Source organism: Stenotrophomonas sp. YJH_SMC_64 (assembly GCF_059371375.1).
Map to the genome: position 1 here is coordinate 139,399 of NZ_JCAFUN010000001.1, position 25,273 is coordinate 164,671.

Here is a 25,273-nt window from a genome sequence, read left to right on the forward strand (position 1 = left end):
TTGATGGGCCGCCGCCGCGCCCTGATCCTTCAACGATTACCTCCTGGTTCCCCCGCATGACCCAACTCGCCTCCAGCTACGACCCGAAGTCCTTCGAGACCGACCTCTACGAGGCCTGGGAGAAGGCCGGCCACTTCAAGCCGTCCGGCAAGGGCGAGCCGTACACCATCCTGCTGCCGCCGCCGAATGTGACCGGCACGCTGCACATGGGCCATGCGTTCCAGCAGACCCTGATGGACGCGCTGGTGCGCTACCACCGCATGCGCGGCTACGACACGCTGTGGCAAGTCGGTACCGACCACGCCGGCATCGCCACCGAAATGGTGGTCAGCCGCAACCTGGCGCTGGAAGGCAAGGGTGAGACCCGTGATTCGCTGGGCCGCGAAGGCTTCATCGGCAAGGTCTGGGAGTGGAAGCAGCAGTCCGGCGATACCATCGAGCGCCAGATGCGCCGCCTCGGCACCTCCGCCGACTGGTCGCGCAGCACCTTCACCATGGACCCGCAGCCGTCGGCGGCAGTGAACGAAGCCTTCGTGCGCTGGTACGAGCAGGGCCTGATCTACCGCGGCCAGCGCCTGGTCAACTGGGACCCGGTGCTGAAGACCGCCATTTCCGACCTGGAAGTGGAGAGCGCCGAGGAAGACGGCTTCCTGTGGTCGATCGCCTACACGCTGGATGAGGGCCTGAGCTACGAGCACGTCGAGCGCGATGCCGACGGCGTGGAAACCCTGCGCGAAACCCGCGACTACCTGGTGGTCGCCACCACCCGCCCGGAAACCCTGCTGGGCGATACCGCGGTGATGGTGCACCCGGAAGACGAGCGCTACGCGCACCTGATCGGCAAGAGCGTGGTGCTGCCGCTGACCGGCCGCCGCGTGCCGGTGATCGCCGACGACTACGTGGACCGCGCGTTCGGCACCGGCGTGGTCAAGGTCACCCCAGCGCATGATTTCAACGACTACGAAGTGGGCGTGCGCCACAGCCTGCCGATGATCAACCTGTTCACCCCGGTGGCAGCGCTGAACGAAAACGCGCCGGAGCGTTTCCAGGGTCTGGACCGCTACGCCGCGCGCAAGGCCGTGCTGGCCGAACTGGAAGACCTGGGCATCCTGGTCGAGACCAAGGCGCACAAGCTGCAGGTGCCGCGCGGTGACCGCACCGGCCAGGTGATCGAGCCGTACCTGACCGACCAGTGGTTCGTGAAGATGGACGACCTGGCCAAGCGCGGCCTGGAACTGGTCGAGGACGGAAGCATTTCCTTCGTGCCGCCGAACTGGATCAACACCTACCGCCACTGGATGAACAACATCCAGGACTGGTGCATCAGCCGCCAGCTGTGGTGGGGCCACCGCATTCCGGCGTGGTTCGACGAAGCCACCGGCAGCTGCTACGTCGGTCGCAGCGAAGAGGAAGTACGGGCGAAGCACAACCTGGGCAGCGACGTGGTGCTGAACCAGGAAAGCGACGTGCTGGAGACCTGGTTCTCCTCGCAGCTGTGGCCGTTCTCCACCCTGGGCTGGCCCAACGAGCAGGCCATGGCCGAGCGTGGCTTTGATCGCTACCTGCCGTCGTCGGTGCTGATCACCGGCTTCGACATCATCTTCTTCTGGGTGGCGCGCATGATCATGGCCACCGACAACCTGGTCGGGAAGATCCCGTTCAAGGACGTCTACTTCACCGGCCTGATCCGCGACGGCCAGGGCCAGAAGATGTCCAAGAGCAAGGGCAACGTGCTCGACCCGCTGGACATCATCGACGGCATCACCATCGACGACCTGGTCGCCAAGCGCACCGGCGGCCTGATGCAGCCGAAGATGGTTGAGAAGATCGAGAAGGCCACCCGCAAGGAATTCCCGGACGGCATCGCCGCCCACGGTGCCGATGCGCTGCGCTTCACCATCGCCGCGCTGGCCACCCACGGCCGCGACATCAAGTTCGACATGAACCGCGCCGAGGGCTACAAGAACTTCTGCAACAAGCTGTGGAACGCCAGCCGCTTCGCGCTGATGAACACCGAGGGCGCGGCGTTCACCGGCGTGCCCAGGCCGCGTACCGATGCCGAGTGCTGGATCCTCTCGCGCCTGGCCGCCACCACCGCCGAAGCGCAGGGCCATTTCGCCGCCTACCGCTTCGACCTGCTGGCGCAGTGCCTGTACGAGTTCGCCTGGAACGCGTTCTGCGACTGGTTCCTGGAACTGAGCAAGCCGGCACTGAACGGCGCAGACGCCGCCGACGCCGAAAGCACCCGCCACACCCTGCTGTACGTGCTGGAAGCGCTGCTGCGCCTGCTGCACCCGCTCACGCCGTTCATCACCGAACAGCTGTGGCAGCAGCTGGCCCCGCGCCTGGGCCTGGCCGAAACCACGCTGTCGCTGCGCCCGTACCCGACCGCCGCCGAGTTCGAAGGCGATTTCGCCCAGGCCGAGGCCGACGTGGAATGGCTGAAGGCGGTGATCAGTGCCGTGCGCCGCGTGCGCAGTGAGCTGAACGTCGCGCCGTCCAAGCTGGTGCCACTGCGCCTGCAGGCCGGGCTGGAGCAGGACCGCGTGCGCATCGAACGCTTCAGCGCCTCGCTGTCGTTCCTGCTGAAGCTGGACAGCATCCAGTGGCTGGCCGAAGGCGAAAGCGCACCGCCGGCCGCCGCCGCGATCGTGGGCGAGCTGAAGCTGCTGGTGCCGCTGGAAGGCCTGGTCGATCTCGATGCCGAGCGCGTGCGCCTGGACAAGGAAATCGCCCGCGTCGAAGCGGAGAAGGAAAAGAGCGAGACCAAGCTGGCCAAGTTCACCGACAAGGTGCCGCCGGCCGTGGTCGAGCAGGAGCGCGTGCGACTGGCCGACTGGAACACCCAGCTGGCCGGCCTGCGCGAGCAGCGCGCGAAGCTCTAAGCGCCGCGCTCTGGTGCGTGCCAACCAGGGTTGGCACCTGCCCTGCCCCGCTCTGGTGGGTGCGGACCTTGGTCCGCACTGAGCGATGTGCCAACCAAGGTTGGCACCCACCAAACCCGGAACATTTCCCCGGCATGGCATCATCGCCCGATGCCTCTTTCCATCTTCCTGCTGGTCCTCGCGGCTGCGGCCCTGCATGCCAGCTGGAATGCGATCGTCAAACGCGGGCCGGACAAGTTCCTCGGCACCGTGCTGGTCACCGGCAGCGCCGCGCTGCTGTCGGCGGCCGCCCTGCCCTTCCTGCCGTTCCCGGCCGCGCACAGCTGGCCCTGGCTGGCTGCGTCCGTGCTGCTGCAGGTGACCTACTACGGACTGGTGGCACGCTGCTACCAGCAGGTCGACATGAGCCTGGCCTATCCGCTGATGCGTGGCAGCGCGCCGATCCTGGTTGCGCTGGCCGGCACCCTGCTGGGCGAGCAACTGCCCCCGGCGGCGTGGCTGGGCGTGGTGCTGGTGAGCACCGGCATCCTGTGCATGGCACTGGGCGCACGTGGCGGCCAGCTGCGGCTGCCGCTGCTGACCGCGGCGATGATCGCCACCTACACCCTGGTCGATGCGCAGGGCGCGCGCCAGTCCGGTGGTGCGCTCAGCTATACGCTATGGCTGTTCCTGCTGTCAGGCATCCCACTACCCCTGTGGGCGTTGTACACCCGCGGCGGCGCAGTGCTGGACTATGCGCGCCAGCACTGGCCGCTGGGACTGGCCGGTGGCGTCGGCACCACGGCGTCCTACGCGATGGCATTGTGGGCCATGACCCAGGCGCCGGTGGCGATGGTCTCGGCGCTGCGTGAATCCTCGATCCTGTTCGCGTTGCTGATCTCGGTGTTCGTGCTGCGCGAGCGGATTCCGCGTGCGCGCTGGCTGGCGGCGGCGCTGATCGTCGGCGGTGTGTTGGCACTGCGGCTGGCGTGAGAAAAGCGTGCCAACCAAGGTTGGCACCTAGCACGGCAGGTGACGTGTCGATGACAGCGGAGATCCACCGGTAGTGCCGGCCGCTGGCCGGCAACCCTTCTCCGTTACAGCGGCGGCATCGTCTGCAGGTCGCCGTCGACCAGTTCGATCGCCATCACCACCGCGTCTTCGCGGCCCTGTGCGGCCGGATAGTAGCGCGGGCGGCGGCCGATCTCGTTGAAGCCTTCGCTGTGGTACAGCGCCAGCGCCGGCGTGTTGGACGGACGCACTTCCAGGAACACACGCTGCGCACCGCGGTTGCCTGCCAGCTGCACCAGTGCGCGCAGCAGTTGGCGACCCAGCCCACGCGACTGCGCCAGCGGATCGATGCAGATGTTCAATACATGTGCCTCATCGGCGGCAATACTGAGCACGCCGTAGCCGATCAGCTGGCCATCGCGCTCCATCGCCAGGCCGGGATAACCGGCACGCAGGCAATCAACGAAGATGCCGCGGGTCCATGGGAACGGATACCCACGCACTTCAATCGCCATCACCGCATTGAGGTCGCTCTCGCGCAATGCGCGCAGGCTGACCGGGCCGGGCTGGCTGACCGCACTCATGGTGCGCCCCGCTTGCGCAGGGCGCGCAACTGCGGCCACAACGCGCGCTTGGCGGCCGGGTCCTGACGCAGCTGGTCCAGCGGCCAGCTGTCCATCAGCGCCTGCGTGGCGGGGTCGTTGGGATTACAGCCGGAGGCACGCAGCAGTGCGATCTGCAGGCGATCCGGGAGCCGCACCACCGGCTGCCGCGCATTGCCACCCGGCAGCGGGCGGCCAGCGGCGGGCGCGGTGTCCGGTGCGCTGACCGGGGTCTCGCGACGCGGCGGCACCGGGCGTTCCTGGCGGGAACCCGGTGTGGCTTCAGCCGGAGGCTCGCGCGCGGGGGCGATTGGTGCCCGCACCTGCTCCACCGCTGGCGCGGCAACCGCATCGGCTTCGGCCACGCTCAACTGCAGCGCGGCATCCAGCTCCGCAGCCAACTGGCCGTCGTGATAGACGGTATAGCCCATGGCCTGCAGCCAGGCCTGCTGGGCCGGTGACCACAGCACGGGCAGTTCCTGGCTCACGCGGCCTCGGGCTTCTTGCGCAGGCGCTGCGCGGCCCACATCACCGGGCCGGACAAGGCGTACAGGATGCCGACCGCGAACAGCACGCGCGGCAGGTCGATCACCGCGATGGCGATCGCCACCGGCACCAGGGCCAGCACCAGGAACGGCACGCGGTCGGAACGGGTGCCCTTGGCGCCGCCACCCTTGAAGCTCCAGAAGCGGATACGGCTGACCATCAACAGCGCCGCGACGATCGTCACCGCCAGCGCCACGTAGCGCAGCTGGTTGCCGTCCCAGCCCAGGTTGCCATCGGCGAAGGCCCAGACGAAGGACATCATCAGCCCGGCCGCGGCCGGGCTGGCCAGGCCGACGAACCAGCGTTTGTCGACCACCGCGACCTGGGTGTTGAAGCGGGCCAGGCGCAGCGCCGCGCAGGCGGCATACAGGAAGGCCACGGCCCAGCCGACGCGGCCGAGCAGCGGGTCATCGAACTTCAGCCACGACAGCGACCAGTGGTACATCACCAGCGCCGGGGCCATGCCGAAGCTGACCAGGTCGGCCAGCGAGTCGTACTGGACGCCGAACTCGCTGCTGGTACCGGTCAGGCGCGCCACGCGCCCGTCCAGGCCATCCATCACCGCCGCCACGAACACGGCGATGCTGGCATTGACGAAATCCCCGTTGGCCGCGGCGATGATCGCGTAGAAGCCGGCGAACAGGCCGGCGGTGGTGAACAGGTTGGGCAGCAGGTAAATCGTGCGCGAACGCGGCGGCGGTGTGATCGGGTCCATGGAATCCAGTTTAATCGACTTGCCAGTGCTCGGCGCCAATGCTGCAATCGGCGTTCTACGCCCATTCCGCGGAGTTTGCCATGCGTGCCCTGTCCTGCCTTGGATGCCTGCTGCTGTTGGCCAGTGCCAACGCCGTGGCCGGCCCGGTCTATAAATGGAAGGACGCCCATGGCGTGACCCAGTATTCGGAGACCCCGCCGGCGGGCAAGAAGTTCGAGACCCGCGAACAGGCCCGCACCCCGCAGGCCGCGGCCAGCGCCGAGACCCCGGCCGCGCCGGTGCCGGAGCAGTGCAGCACCGCCCGTGCCAACCTGGCCCTGCTGGAAGGCTCCGGCCAGGTGATGCAGGACACCAATGGCGACGGGAAGGCCGATACCGCGTTGACCGCGGAACAGCGCAGCGCGCAGAAAGGATTGGCTGAAGCGGCCATCAAGGCGTACTGCCCGGCGGAGTGAGGGTATCGGCAGGGCTTGCAGCCCTGCACCTGCTTCAAGCAACGGCAACGTCAAATGCCAAAGCGGCTCTGGTTTTCTACTGGTTTGGCGGAGCGGTGTGGGCTGGCAGGACACGCCGTAAACCCCCCTTCCGGGGTCCGGCCCAGCCGCTGGCGGCTGTGCGTTCGGGCGCTTGCGAAGCAGTGCTTCGCAAGCAAAGCGCCCTCACCCCTGGGGGCTCGATGGCGCCATCCATGGCGCCAACGGTCCTGCCAACCCACACCGCCCCACCCCCGACAGGTTCCTGGTGACGGTGGTAGATCCACGCCATGCGTGGATGAAATCTGTCAGATCTCGAATTGAATCCGGGGTCAGATCCGTTTTCCTGCGGAAAACGGATCTGACCCCAGGAGCCATTCCGACAGCTCGCAGGAAACTGTCGAAGGCGGGGTGGGTCCGGTTGCGGGAGTGTCCGCGGCATGGATGCCGCGGCCAAGCCCCCAGGGATGGGTTTACGGCGTCTCCCGCAACCGGACCCACCCCGCCTCCCACGGGAAGCCCGCTGTTGCTTCGGCAGTTGCTTCTGAGGTTGCCGGCCAGCGGCCGGCACTACTGCGGGTGCAGGGCGCAGCCCTGCCGATACCCCTCTCCCCGGCCGGGCTGGCAGAATAGGCGTCTCTGCCGTTATCCGAAGCCGACGATGCGCCTCTCCCAGTTCCACCTGCACACCACCAAGGAAACCCCCAGCGACGCCGAGCTCACCAGCCACCGGCTGATGCTGCGCGCGGGCATGATCCGCAAGCTGGCATCGGGCCTGTACACCTGGTCGCCGCTGGGCCTGCGCGTGCTGCGCAAGGTTGAACGCATCGTGCGCGAGGAAATGGACCGCGCCGGTGCCGTGGAATTCCAGATCCCGACCATCCAGCCGAAGGAACTGTGGGAGCAGACCGGCCGCTGGCAGAAGTTCGGCCCGCAGCTGCTGAAGATCAAGGACCGCAAGGACCAGGTGTTCTGCTACAGCCCGACCGCCGAAGAAGCCGCCTGCGACTTCGCGCGCAGCGAGCTGTCCAGCTACAAGCAGCTGCCGGTGAATTTCTACCAGGTACAGACCAAGTTCCGCGACGAGATCCGCCCGCGCTTCGGCGTGATGCGTTCGCGCGAATTCCTGATGAAGGACGCCTATTCGTTCCACCTGCACGATGAGTGCCTGGTGCGCGAATACGAGAACATGAAGTCGGCCTACAGCCGCATCTTCACCCGCCTCGGCCTGGACTTCCGCATGGTGCAGGCCGACTCCGGTGCGATCGGTGGCGATGCCTCGCAGGAATTCCACGTCATCGCCGATTCCGGCGAGGACGCGCTGGTGTTCTCCACCGGTTCGGACTACGCCGCGAACATGGAAGCGGCGATCGCCGCCGACCCGGCACCGCGTGCGGCTGCCAGTGAAGCCATGCGCAAGGTCGACACCCCTACCCAGAAAACCTGCGAGGACGTCGCGGCGCTGCTCGGCATCGAGCTGCAGCGCACGGTGAAGTCGGTGGCGCTGATCGCCGGTGAAGGCGAAGCACGGCAGTTCGTGCTGGTGCTGGTGCGCGGCGACCATGAGGTCAACGAAATCAAGCTGGCCAAGGTTGCCGGCCTGGACGAACAGCGCTTTGCCAGCGAGGCGGAAATCGCCGAGTACCTGGGCAGCGTGCCGGGCTTCCTCGGTCCGGTCGCCCCGGCCAAGGCCATCCGCGTGGTCGCCGACCGCGAAGTGGCCGCGATGTCCGACTTCGTCGTCGGCGCCAACGAAGCCGGTTTCCACCTGGCCGGGGTCAACTGGGGCCGCGACCTGCCGGAACCGGAAGTGGCCGACATCCGCAACGTGCGTGCCGGTGACCGCGCGCTGGACGGTGGCGAACTGAAGATCGCCCGTGGCATCGAAGTCGGCCACGTGTTCCAGCTCGGCCGCAAATATGCCGAAGCGCTGGATGCCACCGTGCTGGACGAGAACGGCAAGGCGGCGGTGATGGCGATGGGCTGCTACGGCATCGGTATCTCGCGCGTGGTGGCTGCCGCGATCGAACAGAACCATGACGATGCCGGCATCATCTGGCCGGACGCGATGGCGCCGTGGCAGGTGGTGGTGTGCGTGATCAACCCGAAGGGCGACGCCGCCGTGGCCGATGCTGCTGCCAGCCTGCTGCAGGAACTCCGCGACGCCGGCCTCGATGCCGCGCTGGACGACCGTGGCCTGCGCCCGGGTGCGATGTTCGCCGACATGGAACTGATCGGCATCCCGCACCGCGTGGTGGTGAGCGAGCGCGGCCTGGCCGCCGGTACCTACGAGTACCGCTCGCGCCGCGCCAGCGAAGCGGAAAGCCTGGACAAGGCCACCCTGCTGCAGCGACTGCAGGGCTGATCAGGAGAAGACCGGGGCACGCCCCGGTCTTTTTTTTTGCCTGTCGCCCAGTTGAGCAATATTGCAGCGGACATAATCCGGTCAGAATCGACGCAATGCAGCCGGGATGCTGCCAGGCCATGACCCGCCTGCATTTGTGCTGTGATTAATTCATCTTTATTCTGTCCCGCGACGCCATGGACTGGCTCGTCCCGTCCACATTTTAGTTTCCGGAGTAACCGTAAATGAGCATTGACCTGACCGGCCTGTCGGCACGCGAGCTGGGCGCCCTGATCCGTACCGCCAAGAAGCAGCAGACCATCGTCGCCAAGCGCCGGCCAATCACCAAGGTCCGGGCCCAGCTGACCAAGCTGGCCAAGACCGAGGGTTACACCATCGAAGAACTGTTCGGCGGCGCCCCGGCACCGCGCGCGCGCAAAGCCGCCCCGGCAGCCAAGGCACCGTCCAAGACCGCCGGCCGCAAGCTGGGCAAGGTTGCCCCGAAGTACCGCAACCCGGCCAACCCCAAGGAAACCTGGACCGGTCGTGGCAAGCAGCCGCGCTGGATGGCCGAGCTGACCGCCAAGGGCAACAAGAAGCCGGAAGATTTCCTGATCAAGAAGGCCTGAGGCCGGATCGGGATGCAATGAAAAACGCCGGCGGAAGCCGGCGTTTTTCATTCTTCGGTGTGCGGGCCAACGGTCCACACCTACAGGGTTTTGCGCGCCGGCATCAGCAGGTTGCCGAACAGCAGGCCGGCCACCAGCGCCATCACCACGTTGAGCACGGTGAGGAACACGCTTTGGCCCGCGCCAACGTCCTGCTGCTGGACCAGGGTCAGCACGCCGCGCAGGCTGGTGCTGCCGGGCACCATCATGATGATGCCGGGCAGGCGGATGATCGCTCCTGGGCGGCCAACGAGGCGGCCGAACAGATTGCCACCGGCGGTCAGCAACATCGCTGACAGGAAGATGCCGGCCGGCGCGCCCCAGGCGTGCCCGCCGAACTTGGAGATCGCGTAACCCGCCACCGAGGCTGCGATCACCCACGGGTAATCGCGCCGGTTGGCCTTGAACAGCATCGCGAAGGCGAATGCCGCGGTCAGCAGCGAACCCCACTCCACCCACGGCCCCTGCGGCCGCGTGGCGCGGATCACCGGGTCCAGGCCGAGTACATCGGCCAGGGTCACCGCGATCATCGCGCCCACGCTGAGCTTCATGATGGTGGTCAACGCGCCGGCGAAGCGCGCGGTACCGGAGACCCAATGCTGGCTGGCGAGTTCATTGACCGCATTGGTCAGCGACATGCCCGGCAGCAGCACCACCAGCGAGGCGATGATCACCGTGTTGAGGTTGAGTGCGCCAACAAAGGACGCGACCAGGGTTGCGACCATGCCGGCCAGCAGCGCCGCCAGCGCCTCGGCCGCTTCACGGGTGGCCGGGCGACGGTCGGTGACCATGCCGAGCAGGCCGATCATCAGGCCGATGACACCGGCGGTGGCGATGTCCAGCCACGGCAGCTTCCACATGCCGGCCACGCCGGCCGCGCCCAGGGTGAATGAAAGAATGGTGCGCAGCTTGCCGCGCCGGCCCGGATCCTTGTCCAACTGGCGCAGCGCGGTGTGGCCCTGGGCAATGCTCATCCGCCCGTTGGACACTTCCTCGGCGATATGGTCGGCGACGCTGAGCTTGTGCAGGTCGTTCTCGCCGGGTGCCAGGCGGATCACGCGGGTGATGTCGCTGGAGCCGATCGCCTGTGCCGGGTCGCTGAAACTGAGGATGATACCGGTGGGATTCGACCACGGTTCACAATCCAGATCGAGCTGGCGGGCCAGTGCCACCACTGCCGTTTCCAGGCGCTGGGCCGTGGTGCCGTAGCTGTGCAGGCGTCCGGCGATCTCGGAAACAAAGGCCACGCGCTGCGCGTAGGTGGCCTGGGGCGTGGGGATCGTGTGAGCGTCTGCGGACATGCGCCGTAGTATTACCTACTGCCGGGCCGCACTGGATAAATTCATCCGGGTTCGACGCGATGCCCCAGACAGAACGGTTATGCTGCGACCCGAATGGCCCAAGTGACCCCGAACCACGCCCCCCAGCTCGAACAGGATGCCCATGACCCGGGCCTGATCCGCCTGTCCGGCACCTGGACCTTGAAGACCGCGCTGGCCGCGGCCGAAGTCCTGCGCGGCGTTCCCGACACGCTGACCGGCATCGACGCCACCGGCATCGAGAAGATGGATTCGGCCGGCGTGCTGCAGGTACTGCGCGTAGCGCATCGCGCCGACCTTGGCGAGGACGCGTTGCAGTTCCGGCCGGACCACCAGGCGCTGGTCTGCACCATCGAGGAAGTGGCCGACGACCGGCCCCGGCCCAAGCGCGATTTCGGCGTGCTGGCGGCGCTGGAACGGCTCGGTGTCAGCGTCCATGCCACTGGCCACAACATCAAGGCGCTGTGCAGTTTCCTCGGCGAGAACCTGGTCAAGGCAGCACGCCTGGTCAAGGAGCCCCGCCGTTTCCGCCTGACCGCCACCGTCCACCAGATGGAGCAGGTCGGGCTGGACGCAGTACCGCTGGTGGCGCTGCTGTCGTACCTGGTCGGCGCGGTGATCGCCTTCCTCGGCTCGACCATCCTGCGCGACTTCGGCGCCGAGATCTACGTGGTCGAGCTGGTCAACATCGCCTTCCTGCGCGAGTTCGCGGTACTGCTGACCGCGATCGTGCTGGCCGGCCGCACCGCCAGTGCGTTCACCGCGCAGATCGGCGCGATGAAGGCGCGCGAGGAAATCGACGCGATGCGCACGCTGGGCCTGGATCCGATCGACCTGCTGGTGCTGCCACGCCTGCTGGCGCTGCTGGTCACCCTGCCCCTGCTGACCTTCATCGCGATGATCGCGGGCCTGGCCGGCGGCATCACTGTCGGCGCGTTCGACCTCGACATCCCGCCGCAGATGTACATCGCGCGCATGCACGAGACGATGGAAGTGCGGCACATGCTGGTCGGCCTGTCGAAGGCGCCGGTGTTCGCGCTGGTGATCGGCCTGATCGGCTGCCTGGAAGGGCTGAAGGTGGAAGGCACGGCGCAGTCGGTCGGCGAACGCACCACCTCCAGCGTGGTGCAGACGATCTCGCTGGTGATCATCATCGACGCCTTCGCGGCGTTGTGGTTCATGCACATGGACTGGTGACATGAGCACGCATCCGACTCCCGAAGAAATACCCATGCAGGACGGCGACGGCCACGACCTGGCCATCCGCGTGCGTGGGCTGGTCAACCGCTTCGGCAGCCAGACCGTGCATGAAGACCTGGACCTGGACGTGCGCCGTGGCGAGATCCTGGGCGTGGTGGGTGGCTCGGGCACCGGCAAGTCGGTGCTGATGCGCTCGATCCTGGGCCTGCGCACACCCGACGCCGGCCAGATCGAAGTGCTGGGCCGCGATGCGCGTGCCGACGACGCCGAGAGCCGCCTGCACATCGAACGCAATACCGGCGTGCTGTTCCAGGACGGCGCCCTGTTCTCTTCACTGACCGTGGGCGAGAACGTGCAGGTGCCCTTGAAGGAACACCACCGCGAATTGCCCGAGCGCTGGCACTACGAGCTGGCGCTGCTGAAGGTGAAGCTGGCCGGCCTGCCCGCCGATGCGATCAACAAGCTGCCATCGCAGTTGTCCGGTGGCATGCGCAAGCGCGCCGGCCTGGCCCGCGCGCTGGCGCTGGACCCGCCGCTGCTGTTCCTGGATGAACCGACCGCAGGCCTCGACCCGATCGGTGCGGCCGCGTTCGACCGCCTGATCAAGACCCTGCAGGAGGCGCTGGGGCTGACCGTGTTCCTGATCACCCACGACCTGGACACGCTGTACGCCATCTGCGACCGGGTGGCGGTGATCGCCGACCGCAAAGTGGTGGCCAACGCGCCACTGCCGGACATCGAGAAACTGGATCATCCGTGGATCCAGGAATACTTCCACGGACCGCGTGCGCGTGCCGCGCGCGGCGAACAGATCGAGAGTGCCTGAGCCATGGAAACCAAAGCCAACTACGTGCTGATCGGCGCGTTCACCCTGATCACCGGCCTGGCCCTGCTGGCCTTCGGCCTGTGGGCGGCCAAGTACTCCTCCGACCGCACCTGGCAGGAATACCGCGTGGTGTTCCGCGAGGCGGTGACCGGCCTGTCGGTGGGCAGCCCGGTGCAGTACAACGGCATCGCGGTCGGTTCGATCATCGAACTGAACCTGGTGCCGGACGACCCGCGCCAGGTGGTCGCACGCATCCGCCTGAACTCGACCACCCCGGTCAAGACCGATACCCGTGCCAAGCTGGCGATCACCAGCCTGACCGGCCCGTCGATCATCCAGCTCAGCGGCGGCACGCCGCAGTCGCCGGCGCTGACCACGGTCAACAAGGACCCGGCGCCGATCATCCCGACCACGCCGTCGGCGCTGCAGAACATCACCGACGTCGCCAACCGCATCGTCGAGCGCATGGACCAGATCCTCAGCGACCGCAACGTGGCCTCGATCAACGCGACGCTGGCCAACCTGGAGACGATCAGCGGCGGCCTGGCCGACCGTGACCAGGGTACCCAGGCGCTGCTGCTCAGCGCGCGCGATGCCGCCCGCAGTCTGGACACCACGCTGAAGACCACCAACGGCACCATCGAGCGCCTGGACAGGAACCTGGTGCAGCAGCTGCCGGGCATCATCGACAAGCTGGACGGCACCCTGGCCAAGCTCGACTCGGCCGCCGGCAACGCCGATTCGATCCTTGGCGAGAACCGCGCCGCGATCAACAGCTTCGCCAATGATGGCCTCGGCCAGCTGGGCCCGACGCTGACCGAACTGCGCGGCCTGATCCGCGACCTGCGCCGGGTCAGCGACCGCCTCGAGAACAATCCCGCGCGCTACCTGCTGGGCCGCGACGCACCGAAGGAGTTCGAACCCAAATGAGCCCGATGCCCCTTCCGCGCCTGCTGCTGGCCGCTTCGCTGGTCACCCTGCTGGGCGGCTGCTCCATCCTTGGCAGCAGCGAGAAAACCGCAGTGACGCTGTACTCGCCCGCCGTGCAGGTGAAGGCCGATCCGGCGTGGCCGCAGGCCAGCTGGCAGCTGGTACTGGCCAAGCCCAGCGCCGCACGCATGGTCGACAGCCCGCGCATCAACGTGCGGCCGACCCCGTCGCAGTTGGAGATCTACAAGGGCGCCAGCTGGGCCCAGCCGGCCACCGACATGATCGAGGACACCCTGCTGCGCGGCTTTGAGGATTCCGGACGCATCCACGGCGTCGCCCGCAGCACCGCCGGCATCCGCGCCGACTACAAGCTGTCCACCGACGTGCGCCGCTTCGAGTCGGACTACCAGGGCCAGGCCACGCCGACGGTGGTGATCGAGGTCAACGCCAAGCTGATCCACGTCGCCGACCAGCGCGTGGTCGCCGACCGTACCTTCCGCCAGGCACAGCCGGTCGGCAGTACCGACGTGCCGGCCGTCACCGCCGCCTTCGAACGTGGCCTGCAGCAGCTGGCGCAGGACATGGTGGGCTGGACGCTGGTCAGCGGGCAGAACGACACTACGGCGGCCAAGCGCTGATAGGCCGAGGGGGTCAGAGCCCTTTCCCGACGGGAAAGGGATCCGACCCCAGAACCCGATGCGTGACGGGGTCGGATCCCTTTCGCGCTGCGAAAGGGCTCTGCCCCCATCGTCATCAACGGGGCGTGATCCAGCGGAACGTCAGGTTGATCCGCTCACCCTGCACGCGCGCCATCTTCGGCAGCGCGTGCTGGTAGAAGCGCTGGGTCTGCCCCGCCATCACCAGCAGGTCTCCGTGGCCGAGCAGATACTCCGCCTTCCGCGCCGGATCGTCGCGCCGCCGCAGCAGGAAGCGCCGCGGCGCGCCCAGGCTCAGCGAGGCGATCACCGGCGCCGGGCCCAGTTCGGGTTCGTCATCACTGTGCCAGCCCATGTAATCGCCGCCGCTGCGATAGCGGTTCAGCAGTACGCTGTTGAAGGCATGTCCACAGAATGCCTGCAGCCGTTCGCGAAGCGGCAGCAGGGCCGGCTGCCACGGCTCAGGCAGGAAATCGGTACCCGAATAGCGATAGCGCGCCTCGGCATCCCCCATCCAGCAGCTCAGGCGGGGCGAATCGACGATACGGCCGAACATTCGGATGCGATGCACCTGCCAGGGGATACGTTGCTCCAGTTGCTGCTGCATAAGGTCCGCCTGGTCCGCGGCCAGCCAGCCCCGATGCCAGTGGATGTCGGCGTCGTCCAGTGGGAAATGCATACCAGCACGCTAGCACACCCCCTCCGCGGCCAGCGACTATGATGGTCGACCGCATTCCTGCGCGCCGCCTGACGATGATGACGATGAAGCACTCCTGGTACAGCCTCAAATGGCGACTTCGCCAGGCGTCCCGCCGGCTGGCCTCGGTGATTCACAACCTGCGCCAGGTTGGCCCGGCCGCCACGCTGCGCAAGGTCAGGGCCGTGCTTCGCCCACATCCACCGGCCGCAGCATCGGTGCCCGATCAAGCAGTGCGCTCTTCCGGCGAGGCGCGCAGCACCGCCCCTGCACGTGCTGGATACGTGCTGGTGCTTGATGCCAGCGCGCCCGATCCGACCCGCGATTCCGGCTCGGTCCGGATGTGCAAGATCCTCCAGTCGATCCGCGAGCTGGGATGGCAACCGGTGTTCATGCCGGACAATGGTGTCATCAGTGCCGACAGTGGCGCCTTCCTCAACGCACTGGGCGTGGACCTGATCGGCATCGCAGGCCGCCCACGCCTCGACCAGTGGCTGCGCGTGCACGGCCAGCAGCTGCGTGCGACCTTGCTCAGCCGCCACCATGTGGCGGCAGCCCACATCGGGCTGATCCGCGATTACGCTGTCGGCAAGGTGATCTTCGACACCGTGGACCTGCACCATGTGCGTGAGCAGCGTGCTGCGGACCTGCGCCAGGACCCGGACCTGCAGCGGCGGGCCGCACGCACGCGGCAAAGCGAGTTCGCCCTGATCAACGCCAGCGACACGACGCTGGTGGTCAGCCAGACCGAGCTGGAGATGCTGCAGGCGCAACTGCCCGGCAGCGACATCCGGCTGCTGTCCAACATCCATGACGTACAGGGGGGCACACGCCGGTTCGAGGAGACCGCTGACCTGTACTTCGTGGGGGGCTATGCCCATCAACCCAACCAGGAAGCGCTGGAATGGCTGGTCGGCGAGATCCATCCCCGCATCCGTGCGCAGCGCCCGGAGATCGTCCTGCACCTGATCGGAGAGATTCCGGAAGACGTGGCGGCGCGCTATGCCGGCAACGGTGTCATCGTCCACGGCCACGTAGCATCACTGCAGCCCTTCCTGTCGCGCTGCAGGATCGCGCTCGCCCCGCTCCTCTCCGGCGCAGGCGTGAAAGGCAAGGTCAATGAGGCCATGAGCCACGGTGTTCCGGTAGTGGCCACGCCCATTGCTGCCGAAGGCATGTTCCTGGTCGATGGTCAGAATGCACTGATCGCGGCAGATACCGAGGCGTTCAGCAACGCCATCCTGCGCCTGTACTCGGATGAGGCGTTGTGGTCCCACATCTCCGAACAGGGCTACCACAACATCCGCGAGCACTTCTCCAGCGATGCGGCGCGCAGGAGTCTGGAAGCACTCCTGCGCGACTGATCACTCCGGCGCGAACGCCGATTCAACCTCGCGCGAACGCCACGCCCGTTTTTTCCTTCAGTTCGTCATCGCTGACACCCGGCGCCGCTTCCACCAGCACCAGACCGGCATCGGTGACGTCGAATACAGCCAGGTCGGTGATGATGCGGTCGACCACGCCGACGCCGGTCAGCGGCAGTGTGCATTCGGCCAGGATCTTGTGCTCGCCGTTCTTCGCGGTGTGCTCCATCAGCACCACCACGCGCTGCACGCCGGCCACCAGGTCCATCGCGCCGCCCATGCCCTTGACCATCTTGCCGGGCACCATCCAGTTGGCCAGGTCGCCCTTGTCGGTCACCTGCATGGCGCCGAGGATGGCCAGGTTGACGTGGCCGCCACGGATCATCGCAAAGCTGTCATGGCTGCCGAAATAGCTGGCACCGGCACGCGCGGTGACGGTCTGCTTGCCGGCATTGATCAGGTCCGCGTCGACTTCGGCTTCGGTCGGGAACGGGCCGATGCCCAGCAGGCCGTTTTCCGACTGCAGCCACACGTCCACGCCCTCGGGGATGTGGTTGGCGACCAGGGTCGGCAGGCCGATGCCCAGGTTCACGTAGGCACCGTCGGTCAGTTCCTGGGCAGCGCGCGCTGCCATCTCGTCACGGGTCCACGCCATGTCAGTTGCCCTCCGCGCGGATGGTGCGCTGTTCGATGCGTTTTTCAGGATGCGCGTTGTGCACGATGCGGTGCACGTAGATGCCCGGCAGGTGCACCTGGTCCGGATCGATGGCGCCGACCGGCACCACCTCCTCCACTTCCACGATGCAGACCTTGCCGGCCATCGCACAGGCAGGGTTGAAGTTGCGCGCGGTCTTGCGGAACACCAGGTTGCCGGCCTCGTCGGCCTTCCACGCCTTGACCAGCGCCACGTCGGCGCGCAGCGCGGTTTCCATCACGTAGTGCTTGCCGTCGAACTCGCGGGTTTCCTTGCCTTCGGCCACCACCGTGCCGTAGCCGGTGGCGGTGAAGAACGCCGGGATGCCGGCGCCACCGGCGCGCAGGCGCTCGGCCAGGGTGCCCTGCGGGTTGAATTCCAGCTCCAGTTCACCGGCCAGGAACTGCCGCTCGAACTCCTTGTTCTCACCCACGTAGGACGAAATCATCTTCCTGATCTGCCGCGTCTCCAGCAGCTGGCCCAGGCCGAAGCCATCGACCCCCGCGTTGTTGGAGATCACGGTCAAGCCCTTGGCCCCGCTGTCGCGCAGCGCGGCGATCAGTGCCTCGGGAATGCCGCACAGGCCGAAGCCTCCGACAGCCAGGGTCTGGCCATCGGCGATGACGCCCTCCAGCGCCTGCGCCGCCGTGGCAAAGCGCTTGCCGCGCTTGCCGGTGGAAGTCACGTGTTCCATTTCTACAGCCCCACACGGGAAGAATGAGCGCATTCTAGCGCTACACCTGCATACCGCTGGGATGCGCCGCAGCATGGCGCCACGGCGCGTTCCGACTCAGCGGGTGCGCAGCGTCTTCACCGCGACGCGATGTTCCAGCGCCAGCAGCACCGCAAACCCCAGCAGCAGTGTTACCGGCATGCGGACTCGATCGACACTGGTGCGCAGGTGCCAGTCCAGGTCATGCGGCGTTCCCAGGTAGACCAGGAAGAGCACCGCTGCGTACGCCAGCGCCGCCAGCATGGCAGCCGATGCCGCCGGAACCCGCAGCACCGGGCGCCAGAGCACCGCCAGCACCAGCAACGGCACCAGCACCCAGACATCCAGCAGCAGGCGCCCGACGATCGGCAGGGTACCGCCCTCGCTGCCAAGCCGCGCCAATAGCTGCGCCTTCATGTCGCTTCCCGCCAGGTCATTGCCAACCCCTGCCTGCCCGACGGCCAGCTTCCATGCCAGCAGTGGCAGCAGGGCCACAACCGCGGCCAGGAGGATGCGCCAGCCCAGGCGACGCTCACGCAGCGCGCCTTCGCCCAGCACCACGGCCGTCAACAGAACCGCAAGCACGGCGCCCTCGTTCTTCAACATCGACAGCACTGCCACCAGCAGGGTGAATGCGACCAGCTCGCGACTACCACCATGCTTCCCGGACATGCGGTAGCGCACCGCTGTCGCCACGGCAGCGACGGCGTAGACCGCCACCAGAGGATCCATGTAGCCGTTGATCAGCATGTCGCGCCCCAGGCGCAGCAGCAGCACTGCGAACAGCACCCCGCACCAGCGCCATCGGAAACTCGGGGCGATCAGCAGCAGTGCCGGCAGCAGCAGCAGCGGTGCCACCGCCTTGGGCAGCAGTTCGTTCCAGTGCCCGGCCAAACCTGCTGCGCAGGCCATCAACAACGGAACCAGCGCGGGATAGTCGTTGTGGCTCCACGGCGCGTAATCATCCAGCTGGGCGTACAACGTGCCCTCCAGGTAGATCCGCTTGGCATGGAAGAGCCAGATCGAACGCGGGTCCCAGCCATCGCTGGGGCTTCCCAGTGCGATCAACACCAGCACCAGAACGGCCAGGACCAGAGGCGCGGTACGCAGGTCACGCACGGCCGACAGGGCGAGCAGCGCGCTGAGCACGACCGCGCAGAATGCCACCTGCACCGGCCAGCCCGTCAGGCCTATGGCGGCCAGGCCATAGCAGAGAAGAATGGAGACCAGCATGGCCAGCGCCGCACGGCGCCCTGATTCAGCGGCAGTCGACAAGAACGACATCTGCCTTCCTCCCTTGGACATGACACTGGTCAACCAGCGGATCACCGGCCCTCAGCAGGCGCTGCGGGGTATCGGTATCGCTGAACCGGACCGGATACAGCGCCTCCCACATGCGTTGCTGGATCAAGGGATCGTCCTTCAGCCCCTGCCCGAGCGAAAGCAGCGAGGGAGCGATCGGCTGCGCGCGTACCAGATCGCGTGCATCCACCACCTCACGTGGTACGGATGCGTCAAATCCCGCGTCCTCAACGAAGGCCTGGCGCAGCAACGACGTCTGATAGTCCGATCGCTTGGCGACCGATACGAGGGAAGCGGCCAACAGCAGCAACAGGAACCCGGCAATCGCCAGGTCCCGGCGCGAAGTGCGCAGGGGGGGAGAGGTGGAGGTCATGTCATCCATGAAACATTTCAAGGAACCAACGGAAAAACCAATGCGCCAGCAGCACCCGGGCTATTGGCAACGATAGTCGGACGGCATCCGGCTGTCGCGGAAAGGATCAGTGAGCGCATCGGTGTACTGCCCCATCAGCAGGCGGTGGGTCGGCAGCAGGTTCTGCCGGTAGAAGCGGCCGAACGATGCGAGGCGCTCGCCGCGCGCGGTCAACCGCACACAACCATCATGGATCTGCACGGTTCCGGACTGCAGCTGCTCGGTCAGGCGCACTTCCACCAGGTGATGCTCGCGGACGTACTCTTCAGTGAACACCTGGCGGAACGCGTCTTCGCGTATCCCACCGCCACGCTGTTGCAGTTTCTCCAGGATGTAGAAGGACAGCGAGCGGTCGATGACGGTCGGGACCGAGATCGCGAACACATAGCCTCCCAGCAACCAGATGGCGGCCAGCTGGATCAGCTCGAGGCGGCTGAAATCCCTGAACCACTTCAACGCATACAGGCCCGCAAACACCACCACCACTGCGATCACCGCGTCGAGGATGCTGGCATACAGCACCACGTTCACGCGGAACTGGCGCATGTGGACGTAGTAGACCAGCAGCAGGACGGCAATGAATGCAAGGGTTGCCAGCGCGGCACGCAGATATTTGTTCATTTGAACACCAGGAACTTGTTGGCGACGAAGCTGACGGCCATCTGCATTCCGGTCGCCAGCACGAACCCTGCGCGGTAGTCCAGGCCCCATCGATCGGCCCAGACGTACATCACCAGCGCATGCAGGACGGCGATCGCGGCGTAGATCAGCAGGAACAGCGAGCCCTGCCGCGCCAGGCTGCCCTGCCTGCCATGGAAAACGAAGTAGCGGCTGCCGAGGAACGACACAGTGATGCCGAAGACCGCTGCAATCGCATTGGCCATCGCGGCCAGCGGGACGTGCAGCACCTCGATGTTGAAGTGCAGCACTCCATAGTGCACTGCGGTGGCGACCAGGCCATTGATCACGTAGCGGACGGCCTGTCCGCCCAGCGCACCCTTAGCCACTGCGGCGGCAGGCATGCAGGACCTCGTCGATGAATTCGCGATAGCTGCCCACGCTCATGACGCCACCGCCGCGCATCATCCCCGACAACATCAGGATGATCAGCGTCAGTGCCGCGGTCTGCAGGAACACCAGCACCAGGATGCCGAATGCCAGCGAGAACCAGCCCTGCGATGCAAAGCCCAGCATCTTCAGCCCGGTGGCAACGATCCCGCCGATGATCGACAGTGCCGCCACCATGGTGCAGGCGATGCCCACGCGTACCAGCACATCCTCGGCAAACACCATCAGTGCACGGAATCCGTGCAGGGCCAGGCCGACGAAGTTCATCTTGCTGCGACCGGCATAGCGCGGACCACGATCCAGCGCACAGGTCTGCACGCGCAGCTTCGAGCCCAGTACGCAGGCTGCAACGTGGATCCACAGCTCCTGCATCGATGCCAACCGGCGCACCGCCGGCATCTTCGCCGCCATGAAGTTGCCGAAGCTGATCTGGCGTCCGCTGAGCAGCGAGAACAGCAGCTTGTAGACGATGTAGAACGACTTGAACTTCAGCGATTCGACCCGGCTGCGACGGCTGGCCACCACCACGTCGACATCGGCCGAATCCAGGCCCGCCACCAGCTCGGTGATGCTCTCCGGCGTATCCTCGCCATCGGAATCCATCACCACGACAATATCATTGCCATCGAAGTGCTCGGCCACATAGCCCAGGCCGATGGCGATCGCACGCTGATGCCCGACATTGCGACGCAGGCGGATCACCACGCCCTCCAGCCCCGAAGCCTCAATGGCGCTGATCGGCAATGGTTGCCGCACCGAGCCGTCGTCCACGGCCACCACATAGGTGTCCGGACCCTGGGTGCGGGCGAGCTCTACGAACAACTTCGAGGAGGCTTCCAGGTCCTCGTAGACCGGCATCACCACGATCTTTCGCATCGTCGCCACCTCAGGCCTGCAAGCGATGGCGGAAGTAGGCGATGGTCTCCTTCAGGCCGTCCTCCAGGCCGACCTTGGGCTCCCAGCCCAGATCCGCTTTGGCCAGGCTGATATCCGGCTGGCGTTGGCGTGGATCATCCGAGGGGAGCGGACGGTACTCGATCTTCGACGCGCCGCCGACCAGACGGAGCACGGTCTCGGCCAGTTCCAGCATCGTGTACTCGGACGGATTGCCGATATTGATCGGACCGGTGAGATCAGCCGGCGAGTCCATCAGCCGCAACATGCCCTCGATCAGGTCATCGACATAGCAGAAGCTGCGCGTCTGGCTGCCATCGCCATAGATGGTGATCGGCTCGCCCTTCAGCGCCTGCACGATGAAGTTGCTGACCACCCGGCCGTCATTGGGATGCATGCGCGGACCATACGTGTTGAAGATGCGCATGACCTTGATCTCCAGCTGATGCTGGCGCCAGTAGTCGAAGAACAGCGTTTCGGCGCAACGCTTGCCCTCGTCATAGCAGCTGCGGATGCCGATCGGGTTGACCCGGCCCCAGTAGCCTTCCACCTGCGGGTGGATTTCCGGATCGCCGTACACCTCGCTGGTGCTGGCCTGCAGGATGCGCGCACGCAGGCGCTTGGCCAGGCCGAGCATATTGATCGCCCCATGCACGCTGGTCTTGGTGGTCTGCACCGGGTCCTGCTGGTAGTGGATCGGTGACGCCGGGCAGGCCAGGTTGAAGATCCGGTCCACTTCCACATAGAGCGGGAACGTCACGTCATGGCGCATGAGCTCGAACCGTGGGTGGCCCAGCAGCCCATCCACGTTCGCCTTGCTGCCGGTGTAGAAGTTGTCCACGCAGAGGACGTCATGGCCGCCCGCGATGAGCCGATCGCACAGATGCGACCCGAGGAAGCCCGCGCCACCGGTCACCAGCACGCGTTTCTGATCGTGAGTGAATTTCAAAGCAAACCTCGATCCTTCTGGAACAGCAGGCCAATCGGCGATGGCCACTCGGGCCATGTCCTCGGTCGTCAGCGCGCAATTGTATGCGAACTGCCTGCTGGCCATGGCCCATCGACGGGGAATCGGCCGGCCCCACTCCCCTGCCAACGCTACTGCCCGGGCGCCCGTGGCTCACCGGCCGTTTGCAGACCCTCCCGCTATAATCGGGTTTCTCTATCCGGATGGACTGGTTCGATGCCCCTGCCCGCCTTCAAGGCCTATGACATCCGTGGCCGCGTGCCCGAGGAACTGAACGAAGACCTGGCCCGCCGCATTGGTGTTGCACTGGCCGCCCAGCTCGCACCGGGCCCGGTGGTGCTGGGCCATGACGTGCGCCTGACCAGCCCGGCGCTGCAGGACGCACTGGCGGCCGGCCTGCGCGGCACCGGCCGTGAAGTGATCGACATCGGCCTGTGCGGCACCGAGGAGGTCTATTTCCAGACCGACCACCTGGAGGCGGCCGGCGGCGTGATGGTCACCGCCAGCCACAACCCGATGGATTACAACGGCATGAAGCTGGTCAAGGAGAAAGCACGGCCGATCAGTTCCGACACCGGCCTGTTCGCGATTTCCGATGCAGTGGCCACCGATACCTCCGAGGCCCAGCCGCCGCGCGCAGGCCTGGCTGCCCGGCACGACAAAAGCGCCTACATCCAGCACCTGCTGGGCTATGTCGATGCCGGCAAGCTCAAGCCGCTGAAGCTGGTGGTCAATGCGGGCAATGGCGGCGCCGGTGCCATCGTTGACCTGTTGGCACCGCACCTGCCGTTCGAATTCATCCGCATCTGCCACGAGCCGGACGGCAGCTTCCCCAACGGCATCCCCAACCCGCTGCTGCCGGAGAACCGCGCCGCCACTGCCGACGCGGTGCGCGAACACGGCGCCGACTTCGGCATCGCCTGGGATGGCGACTTCGACCGTTGCTTCTTCTTCGACCACACCGGCCGCTTCATCGAGGGCTATTACCTGGTCGGCCTGCTGGCCAAGGCGATCCTGGCCCGCAATCCGGGCGGCAGGATCGTGCATGACCCGCGCCTGGTCTGGAACACTGTGGACATGGTCGAGCAGGCGGGCGGCGTGCCGGTGCAGTGCAAGAGCGGCCACGCCTTCATCAAGGAAAAGATGCGTGCCGAGGACGCGGTGTACGGTGGCGAGATGAGCGCCCACCACTACTTCCGCGAGTTCGCCTACGCCGACTCCGGCATGATCCCGTGGCTGCTGATCGCCCAGCTGATCTCCGAAAGCGGTCGTTCGCTGGCCGACTGGGTTGAAGACCGCATGGCCGCCTACCCGTGCAGTGGCGAGATCAACTTCAAGGTCGCCGATGCCAAGGCCGCCGTTGCACGCGTGATGGAGCACTTCGCGGCGCAGTCGCCCACGCTGGACCACACCGACGGCATCAGCGCCGACTTCGGCAGCTGGCGCTTCAACCTGCGCAGCTCCAACACCGAACCGCTGCTGCGCTTGAACGTCGAAGCGCGCGGTGACGCTGCGTTGATGCAGGCGCGTACCGACGAAATTTCCCGTCTGATCCAGCAGTAACCGAGGCCCGCATGAGCAGCATCCAGCCCGTCATCCTGTCCGGTGGGTCCGGTACACGCCTATGGCCGCTTTCGCGCGAGGCCTACCCGAAGCAGTTCCTGCCACTGGCCGGCGAGCTGACGATGCTGCAGGCCACCTGGCAACGCGTCGCCCCACTGGCGGCGCGTGGCCCGCTGGTGATTGCCAACGAAGAGCACCGCTTCGTCGCCGCCGAGCAGCTGCAGCAGGTCGGCGCTGAACCGGCCGCGATCATCCTTGAACCGGTGGGCCGCAATACCGCACCGGCTATCGCCGTGGCCGCGCTGGAGGCCACCCGTGACGGTGCCGACGCGCTGCTGCTGGTGCTGCCCTCCGATCATGTGATCACCGACGAGGCGGCCTTCCGCAACGCGGTGCAGGCCGCCGCCAGTGCCGCTGAAGCCGGCAAGCTGGTCACGTTCGGCATCGTGCCGACCGGCCCGGAAACCGGCTACGGCTATATCAAGGCTGCCGACGGCCAGGGCCTGCGTGCCGTCGAACGCTTCGTCGAAAAGCCCGACCTGGAGACCGCCACCGGCTACGTCAGCAGCGGTCAGTACTACTGGAACAGCGGCATGTTCCTGTTCAAGGCCTCGCGCTACCTGCAGGAACTGGAGTGCTTCCAGCCGGCGATGCTGGCCAGCAGCCGCCAGGCCTGGCAGCAGGCGCGCCGCGATGCCGACTTCACCCGCTTGGACAGGGATGCCTTCACGGCGGTGCAGTCGGACTCGATCGACTACGCGGTGATGGAAAAGACTGCCGATGCAGTCGTGATCCCGCTGGATGCCGGCTGGAACGACGTCGGTTCGTGGACCGCGCTGCGCGATGTCTCGCAGCAGGATGGCGACGGCAATGCCCACCAGGGCGATGTGATCGCCATCGACTGCCGCAATACCTATGCCTATGCGCAGCGCCTGGTGGCCCTGGTCGGCCTGGACGATGTGATCGTGGTCGAGACCGACGACGCCGTGCTGATCGGCAAGGCCGACCGCATGCAGGAGGTCAAGACGGTAGTGGCGAAGCTGAAGGCTGAAGGCCGCAGCGAGGCGACCTGGCACCGCAAGGTGTATCGCCCGTGGGGCGCCTACGACTCGATCGACAACGGTGAGCGCTTCCAGGTCAAGCGGATCACGGTCAAGCCCGGCGGCACGCTCAGCCTGCAGATGCATCACCACCGCGCCGAACACTGGATCGTGGTCAGCGGCACCGCGGAGGTGACCCGCGGCAACGAGGTGATCCTGCTCAGCGAGAACCAGAGCACCTACATCCCGCTGGGCGTGACGCATCGCCTGCGCAATCCCGGCAAGCTGCCACTGGAACTGATCGAAGTGCAGTCGGGCAGCTACCTGGGCGAGGATGACATCGTGCGGTTCGAGGATACGTACGGGCGCAGTTGAGGCATCAACGCCTGCGCCCCACGGTAGCGCC

General features: G+C 66.4%; 25 protein-coding genes. 12 read left to right on the forward strand and 13 right to left on the reverse strand.

What is annotated here, in order from left to right; genetic code table 11:
- Nucleotides 1-56 precede the first annotated feature (56 nt).
- Nucleotides 57-2,885, forward strand: a complete 2,829-nt coding sequence (locus AC5P9L_RS00570; protein WP_227415323.1) for a valine--tRNA ligase — start codon at nt 57-59, stop codon at nt 2,883-2,885.
- Nucleotides 2,886-3,035: 150 nt separating this feature from the next.
- Nucleotides 3,036-3,857, forward strand: coding sequence for an EamA family transporter (locus AC5P9L_RS00575; RefSeq protein ID WP_495230530.1), 822 nt, complete (start codon nt 3,036-3,038; stop codon nt 3,855-3,857).
- A 104-nt stretch (nt 3,858-3,961) separates the two neighbouring features.
- On the opposite strand, the gene rimI is transcribed toward AC5P9L_RS00575, so the two are convergent.
- The 3 genes from rimI to pssA are packed head-to-tail and all read right to left on the reverse strand — an operon-like array spanning nt 3,962 to nt 5,738.
- Nucleotides 3,962-4,459, reverse strand: a complete 498-nt coding sequence (gene rimI / locus AC5P9L_RS00580) for a ribosomal protein S18-alanine N-acetyltransferase (protein ID WP_032964690.1) — start codon at nt 4,457-4,459, stop codon at nt 3,962-3,964.
- On the reverse strand, nt 4,456-4,965 hold the full coding sequence (locus AC5P9L_RS00585) for a hypothetical protein (RefSeq protein WP_111189077.1): 510 nt from the start codon (nt 4,963-4,965) through the stop codon (nt 4,456-4,458). Before AC5P9L_RS00585 ends, rimI begins: the two co-directional genes overlap by 4 nt.
- The gene (gene pssA / locus AC5P9L_RS00590) at nt 4,962-5,738 is read right to left on the reverse strand and encodes a CDP-diacylglycerol--serine O-phosphatidyltransferase (RefSeq protein WP_059036242.1); all 777 of its coding nucleotides are present in this window, start codon (nt 5,736-5,738) and stop codon (nt 4,962-4,964) included. Before pssA ends, AC5P9L_RS00585 begins: the two co-directional genes overlap by 4 nt.
- An 80-nt stretch (nt 5,739-5,818) precedes the next feature.
- On the opposite strand from pssA, the gene AC5P9L_RS00595 reads away from it, so the two are divergent.
- The 3 genes from AC5P9L_RS00595 to AC5P9L_RS00605 all read left to right on the forward strand — a co-directional run bounded on the left by AC5P9L_RS00595 (nt 5,819) and on the right by AC5P9L_RS00605 (nt 9,184).
- Nucleotides 5,819-6,193 (forward strand): DUF4124 domain-containing protein, encoded by a 375-nt coding sequence (locus AC5P9L_RS00595; protein WP_005408006.1) that lies wholly within the window; start codon nt 5,819-5,821, stop codon nt 6,191-6,193.
- A gap of 679 nt (nt 6,194-6,872) precedes the next feature.
- Complete coding sequence (locus tag AC5P9L_RS00600; protein ID WP_062607850.1) at nt 6,873-8,576, forward strand: proline--tRNA ligase; 1,704 nt, start codon at nt 6,873-6,875, stop codon at nt 8,574-8,576.
- Between the two features lie 224 nt (nt 8,577-8,800).
- Complete coding sequence (locus AC5P9L_RS00605; protein WP_005408004.1) at nt 8,801-9,184, forward strand: H-NS histone family protein; 384 nt, start codon at nt 8,801-8,803, stop codon at nt 9,182-9,184.
- A gap of 80 nt (nt 9,185-9,264) precedes the next feature.
- Here AC5P9L_RS00605 and AC5P9L_RS00610 read toward each other — a convergent pair whose 3' ends face one another.
- Nucleotides 9,265-10,524: a threonine/serine exporter family protein gene (locus AC5P9L_RS00610; RefSeq protein WP_049427914.1), complete on the reverse strand. Its 1,260-nt coding sequence runs from the start codon at nt 10,522-10,524 to the stop codon at nt 9,265-9,267.
- A gap of 93 nt (nt 10,525-10,617) precedes the next feature.
- Between AC5P9L_RS00610 and AC5P9L_RS00615 the strand changes: the two genes are divergently transcribed.
- From AC5P9L_RS00615 to AC5P9L_RS00630, 4 genes are read left to right on the forward strand one after another with little or no spacing between them, the layout of a single operon-like run.
- Nucleotides 10,618-11,739: an ABC transporter permease gene (locus AC5P9L_RS00615; protein ID WP_005408002.1), complete on the forward strand. Its 1,122-nt coding sequence runs from the start codon at nt 10,618-10,620 to the stop codon at nt 11,737-11,739.
- A gap of 1 nt (nt 11,740) precedes the next feature.
- Nucleotides 11,741-12,568: an ABC transporter ATP-binding protein gene (locus AC5P9L_RS00620; protein ID WP_005408001.1), complete on the forward strand. Its 828-nt coding sequence runs from the start codon at nt 11,741-11,743 to the stop codon at nt 12,566-12,568.
- 3 nt (nt 12,569-12,571) lie between these two features.
- The gene (locus AC5P9L_RS00625; protein WP_005408000.1) at nt 12,572-13,498 is read left to right on the forward strand and encodes an MlaD family protein; all 927 of its coding nucleotides are present in this window, start codon (nt 12,572-12,574) and stop codon (nt 13,496-13,498) included.
- Nucleotides 13,495-14,136, forward strand: a complete 642-nt coding sequence (locus AC5P9L_RS00630) for an ABC-type transport auxiliary lipoprotein family protein (RefSeq protein WP_111189313.1) — start codon at nt 13,495-13,497, stop codon at nt 14,134-14,136. The genes AC5P9L_RS00625 and AC5P9L_RS00630 overlap by 4 nt, the downstream gene beginning before the upstream one ends.
- Before the next feature lie 115 nt (nt 14,137-14,251).
- On the opposite strand, the gene AC5P9L_RS00635 is transcribed toward AC5P9L_RS00630, so the two are convergent.
- Nucleotides 14,252-14,833 (reverse strand): alpha-ketoglutarate-dependent dioxygenase AlkB family protein, encoded by a 582-nt coding sequence (locus AC5P9L_RS00635; protein WP_111173915.1) that lies wholly within the window; start codon nt 14,831-14,833, stop codon nt 14,252-14,254.
- 83 nt (nt 14,834-14,916) lie between these two features.
- Here AC5P9L_RS00635 and AC5P9L_RS00640 point away from each other — a divergent pair, with 83 nt between their 5' ends.
- Nucleotides 14,917-16,215: a glycosyltransferase gene (locus tag AC5P9L_RS00640; RefSeq protein ID WP_181453352.1), complete on the forward strand. Its 1,299-nt coding sequence runs from the start codon at nt 14,917-14,919 to the stop codon at nt 16,213-16,215.
- A 22-nt stretch (nt 16,216-16,237) separates the two neighbouring features.
- Here AC5P9L_RS00640 and AC5P9L_RS00645 read toward each other — a convergent pair whose 3' ends face one another.
- The 8 genes from AC5P9L_RS00645 to AC5P9L_RS00680 form a co-directional block, all read right to left on the reverse strand.
- Entirely contained in the window at nt 16,238-16,870 is a 633-nt protein-coding gene (locus tag AC5P9L_RS00645) for a CoA transferase subunit B (RefSeq protein ID WP_111173913.1), read from the reverse strand.
- A gap of 1 nt (nt 16,871) precedes the next feature.
- Nucleotides 16,872-17,603, reverse strand: coding sequence for a CoA transferase subunit A (locus tag AC5P9L_RS00650; protein ID WP_111189312.1), 732 nt, complete (start codon nt 17,601-17,603; stop codon nt 16,872-16,874).
- Nucleotides 17,604-17,699: 96 nt separating this feature from the next.
- The gene (locus AC5P9L_RS00655) at nt 17,700-18,905 is read right to left on the reverse strand and encodes a hypothetical protein (RefSeq protein ID WP_111173911.1); all 1,206 of its coding nucleotides are present in this window, start codon (nt 18,903-18,905) and stop codon (nt 17,700-17,702) included.
- The gene (locus tag AC5P9L_RS00660) at nt 18,880-19,305 is read right to left on the reverse strand and encodes a hypothetical protein (protein ID WP_111173910.1); all 426 of its coding nucleotides are present in this window, start codon (nt 19,303-19,305) and stop codon (nt 18,880-18,882) included. Before AC5P9L_RS00660 ends, AC5P9L_RS00655 begins: the two co-directional genes overlap by 26 nt.
- A 51-nt stretch (nt 19,306-19,356) precedes the next feature.
- Nucleotides 19,357-19,956 carry a hypothetical protein gene (locus AC5P9L_RS00665; protein WP_111189311.1) on the reverse strand — a complete coding sequence of 200 codons (600 nt, stop codon included), beginning with the start codon at nt 19,954-19,956 and terminating at the stop codon, nt 19,357-19,359.
- Entirely contained in the window at nt 19,953-20,357 is a 405-nt protein-coding gene (locus AC5P9L_RS00670; RefSeq protein ID WP_111189310.1) for a GtrA family protein, read from the reverse strand. Before AC5P9L_RS00670 ends, AC5P9L_RS00665 begins: the two co-directional genes overlap by 4 nt.
- A complete protein-coding gene (locus AC5P9L_RS00675) occupies nt 20,335-21,279 on the reverse strand; it encodes a glycosyltransferase (RefSeq protein WP_099527085.1) in 945 nt (314 codons plus the stop codon). The genes AC5P9L_RS00670 and AC5P9L_RS00675 overlap by 23 nt, the downstream gene beginning before the upstream one ends.
- 10 nt (nt 21,280-21,289) lie before the next feature.
- Entirely contained in the window at nt 21,290-22,246 is a 957-nt protein-coding gene (locus tag AC5P9L_RS00680; protein ID WP_099527084.1) for a UDP-glucuronic acid decarboxylase family protein, read from the reverse strand.
- A gap of 234 nt (nt 22,247-22,480) precedes the next feature.
- On the opposite strand from AC5P9L_RS00680, the gene AC5P9L_RS00685 reads away from it, so the two are divergent.
- Together AC5P9L_RS00685 and AC5P9L_RS00690 are read left to right on the forward strand one after the other, a co-directional pair.
- Nucleotides 22,481-23,827 (forward strand): phosphohexomutase domain-containing protein, encoded by a 1,347-nt coding sequence (locus AC5P9L_RS00685; protein ID WP_150359453.1) that lies wholly within the window; start codon nt 22,481-22,483, stop codon nt 23,825-23,827.
- 11 nt (nt 23,828-23,838) lie between these two features.
- The gene (locus AC5P9L_RS00690; RefSeq protein ID WP_111189308.1) at nt 23,839-25,242 is read left to right on the forward strand and encodes a mannose-1-phosphate guanylyltransferase/mannose-6-phosphate isomerase; all 1,404 of its coding nucleotides are present in this window, start codon (nt 23,839-23,841) and stop codon (nt 25,240-25,242) included.
- Nucleotides 25,243-25,273: the final 31 nt, after the last annotated feature.

Bases quoted from the DNA above. Each gene is read 5' to 3' on its own strand.
- AC5P9L_RS00570 (WP_227415323.1), top strand. From the start codon at position 57: ATGACCCAACTCGCCTCCAGCTACGACCCGAAGTCCTTCGAGACCGAC.
- AC5P9L_RS00575 (WP_495230530.1), top strand. From the start codon at position 3,036: ATGCCTCTTTCCATCTTCCTGCTGGTCCTCGCGGCTGCGGCCCTGCAT.
- rimI (WP_032964690.1), bottom strand. From the start codon at position 4,459: ATGAGTGCGGTCAGCCAGCCCGGCCCGGTCAGCCTGCGCGCATTGCGC.
- pssA (WP_059036242.1), bottom strand. From the start codon at position 5,738: ATGGACCCGATCACACCGCCGCCGCGTTCGCGCACGATTTACCTGCTG.
- AC5P9L_RS00595 (WP_005408006.1), top strand. From the start codon at position 5,819: ATGCGTGCCCTGTCCTGCCTTGGATGCCTGCTGCTGTTGGCCAGTGCC.
- AC5P9L_RS00600 (WP_062607850.1), top strand. From the start codon at position 6,873: ATGCGCCTCTCCCAGTTCCACCTGCACACCACCAAGGAAACCCCCAGC.
- AC5P9L_RS00605 (WP_005408004.1), top strand. From the start codon at position 8,801: ATGAGCATTGACCTGACCGGCCTGTCGGCACGCGAGCTGGGCGCCCTG.
- AC5P9L_RS00610 (WP_049427914.1), bottom strand. From the start codon at position 10,524: ATGTCCGCAGACGCTCACACGATCCCCACGCCCCAGGCCACCTACGCG.
- AC5P9L_RS00615 (WP_005408002.1), top strand. From the start codon at position 10,618: ATGGCCCAAGTGACCCCGAACCACGCCCCCCAGCTCGAACAGGATGCC.
- AC5P9L_RS00620 (WP_005408001.1), top strand. From the start codon at position 11,741: ATGAGCACGCATCCGACTCCCGAAGAAATACCCATGCAGGACGGCGAC.
- AC5P9L_RS00625 (WP_005408000.1), top strand. From the start codon at position 12,572: ATGGAAACCAAAGCCAACTACGTGCTGATCGGCGCGTTCACCCTGATC.
- AC5P9L_RS00630 (WP_111189313.1), top strand. From the start codon at position 13,495: ATGAGCCCGATGCCCCTTCCGCGCCTGCTGCTGGCCGCTTCGCTGGTC.
- AC5P9L_RS00635 (WP_111173915.1), bottom strand. From the start codon at position 14,833: ATGCATTTCCCACTGGACGACGCCGACATCCACTGGCATCGGGGCTGG.
- AC5P9L_RS00640 (WP_181453352.1), top strand. From the start codon at position 14,917: ATGAAGCACTCCTGGTACAGCCTCAAATGGCGACTTCGCCAGGCGTCC.
- AC5P9L_RS00645 (WP_111173913.1), bottom strand. From the start codon at position 16,870: ATGGCGTGGACCCGTGACGAGATGGCAGCGCGCGCTGCCCAGGAACTG.
- AC5P9L_RS00650 (WP_111189312.1), bottom strand. From the start codon at position 17,603: ATGGAACACGTGACTTCCACCGGCAAGCGCGGCAAGCGCTTTGCCACG.
- AC5P9L_RS00655 (WP_111173911.1), bottom strand. From the start codon at position 18,905: ATGTCGTTCTTGTCGACTGCCGCTGAATCAGGGCGCCGTGCGGCGCTG.
- AC5P9L_RS00660 (WP_111173910.1), bottom strand. From the start codon at position 19,305: ATGGATGACATGACCTCCACCTCTCCCCCCCTGCGCACTTCGCGCCGG.
- AC5P9L_RS00665 (WP_111189311.1), bottom strand. From the start codon at position 19,956: ATGAACAAATATCTGCGTGCCGCGCTGGCAACCCTTGCATTCATTGCC.
- AC5P9L_RS00670 (WP_111189310.1), bottom strand. From the start codon at position 20,357: ATGCCTGCCGCCGCAGTGGCTAAGGGTGCGCTGGGCGGACAGGCCGTC.
- AC5P9L_RS00675 (WP_099527085.1), bottom strand. From the start codon at position 21,279: ATGCGAAAGATCGTGGTGATGCCGGTCTACGAGGACCTGGAAGCCTCC.
- AC5P9L_RS00685 (WP_150359453.1), top strand. From the start codon at position 22,481: ATGCCCCTGCCCGCCTTCAAGGCCTATGACATCCGTGGCCGCGTGCCC.
- AC5P9L_RS00690 (WP_111189308.1), top strand. From the start codon at position 23,839: ATGAGCAGCATCCAGCCCGTCATCCTGTCCGGTGGGTCCGGTACACGC.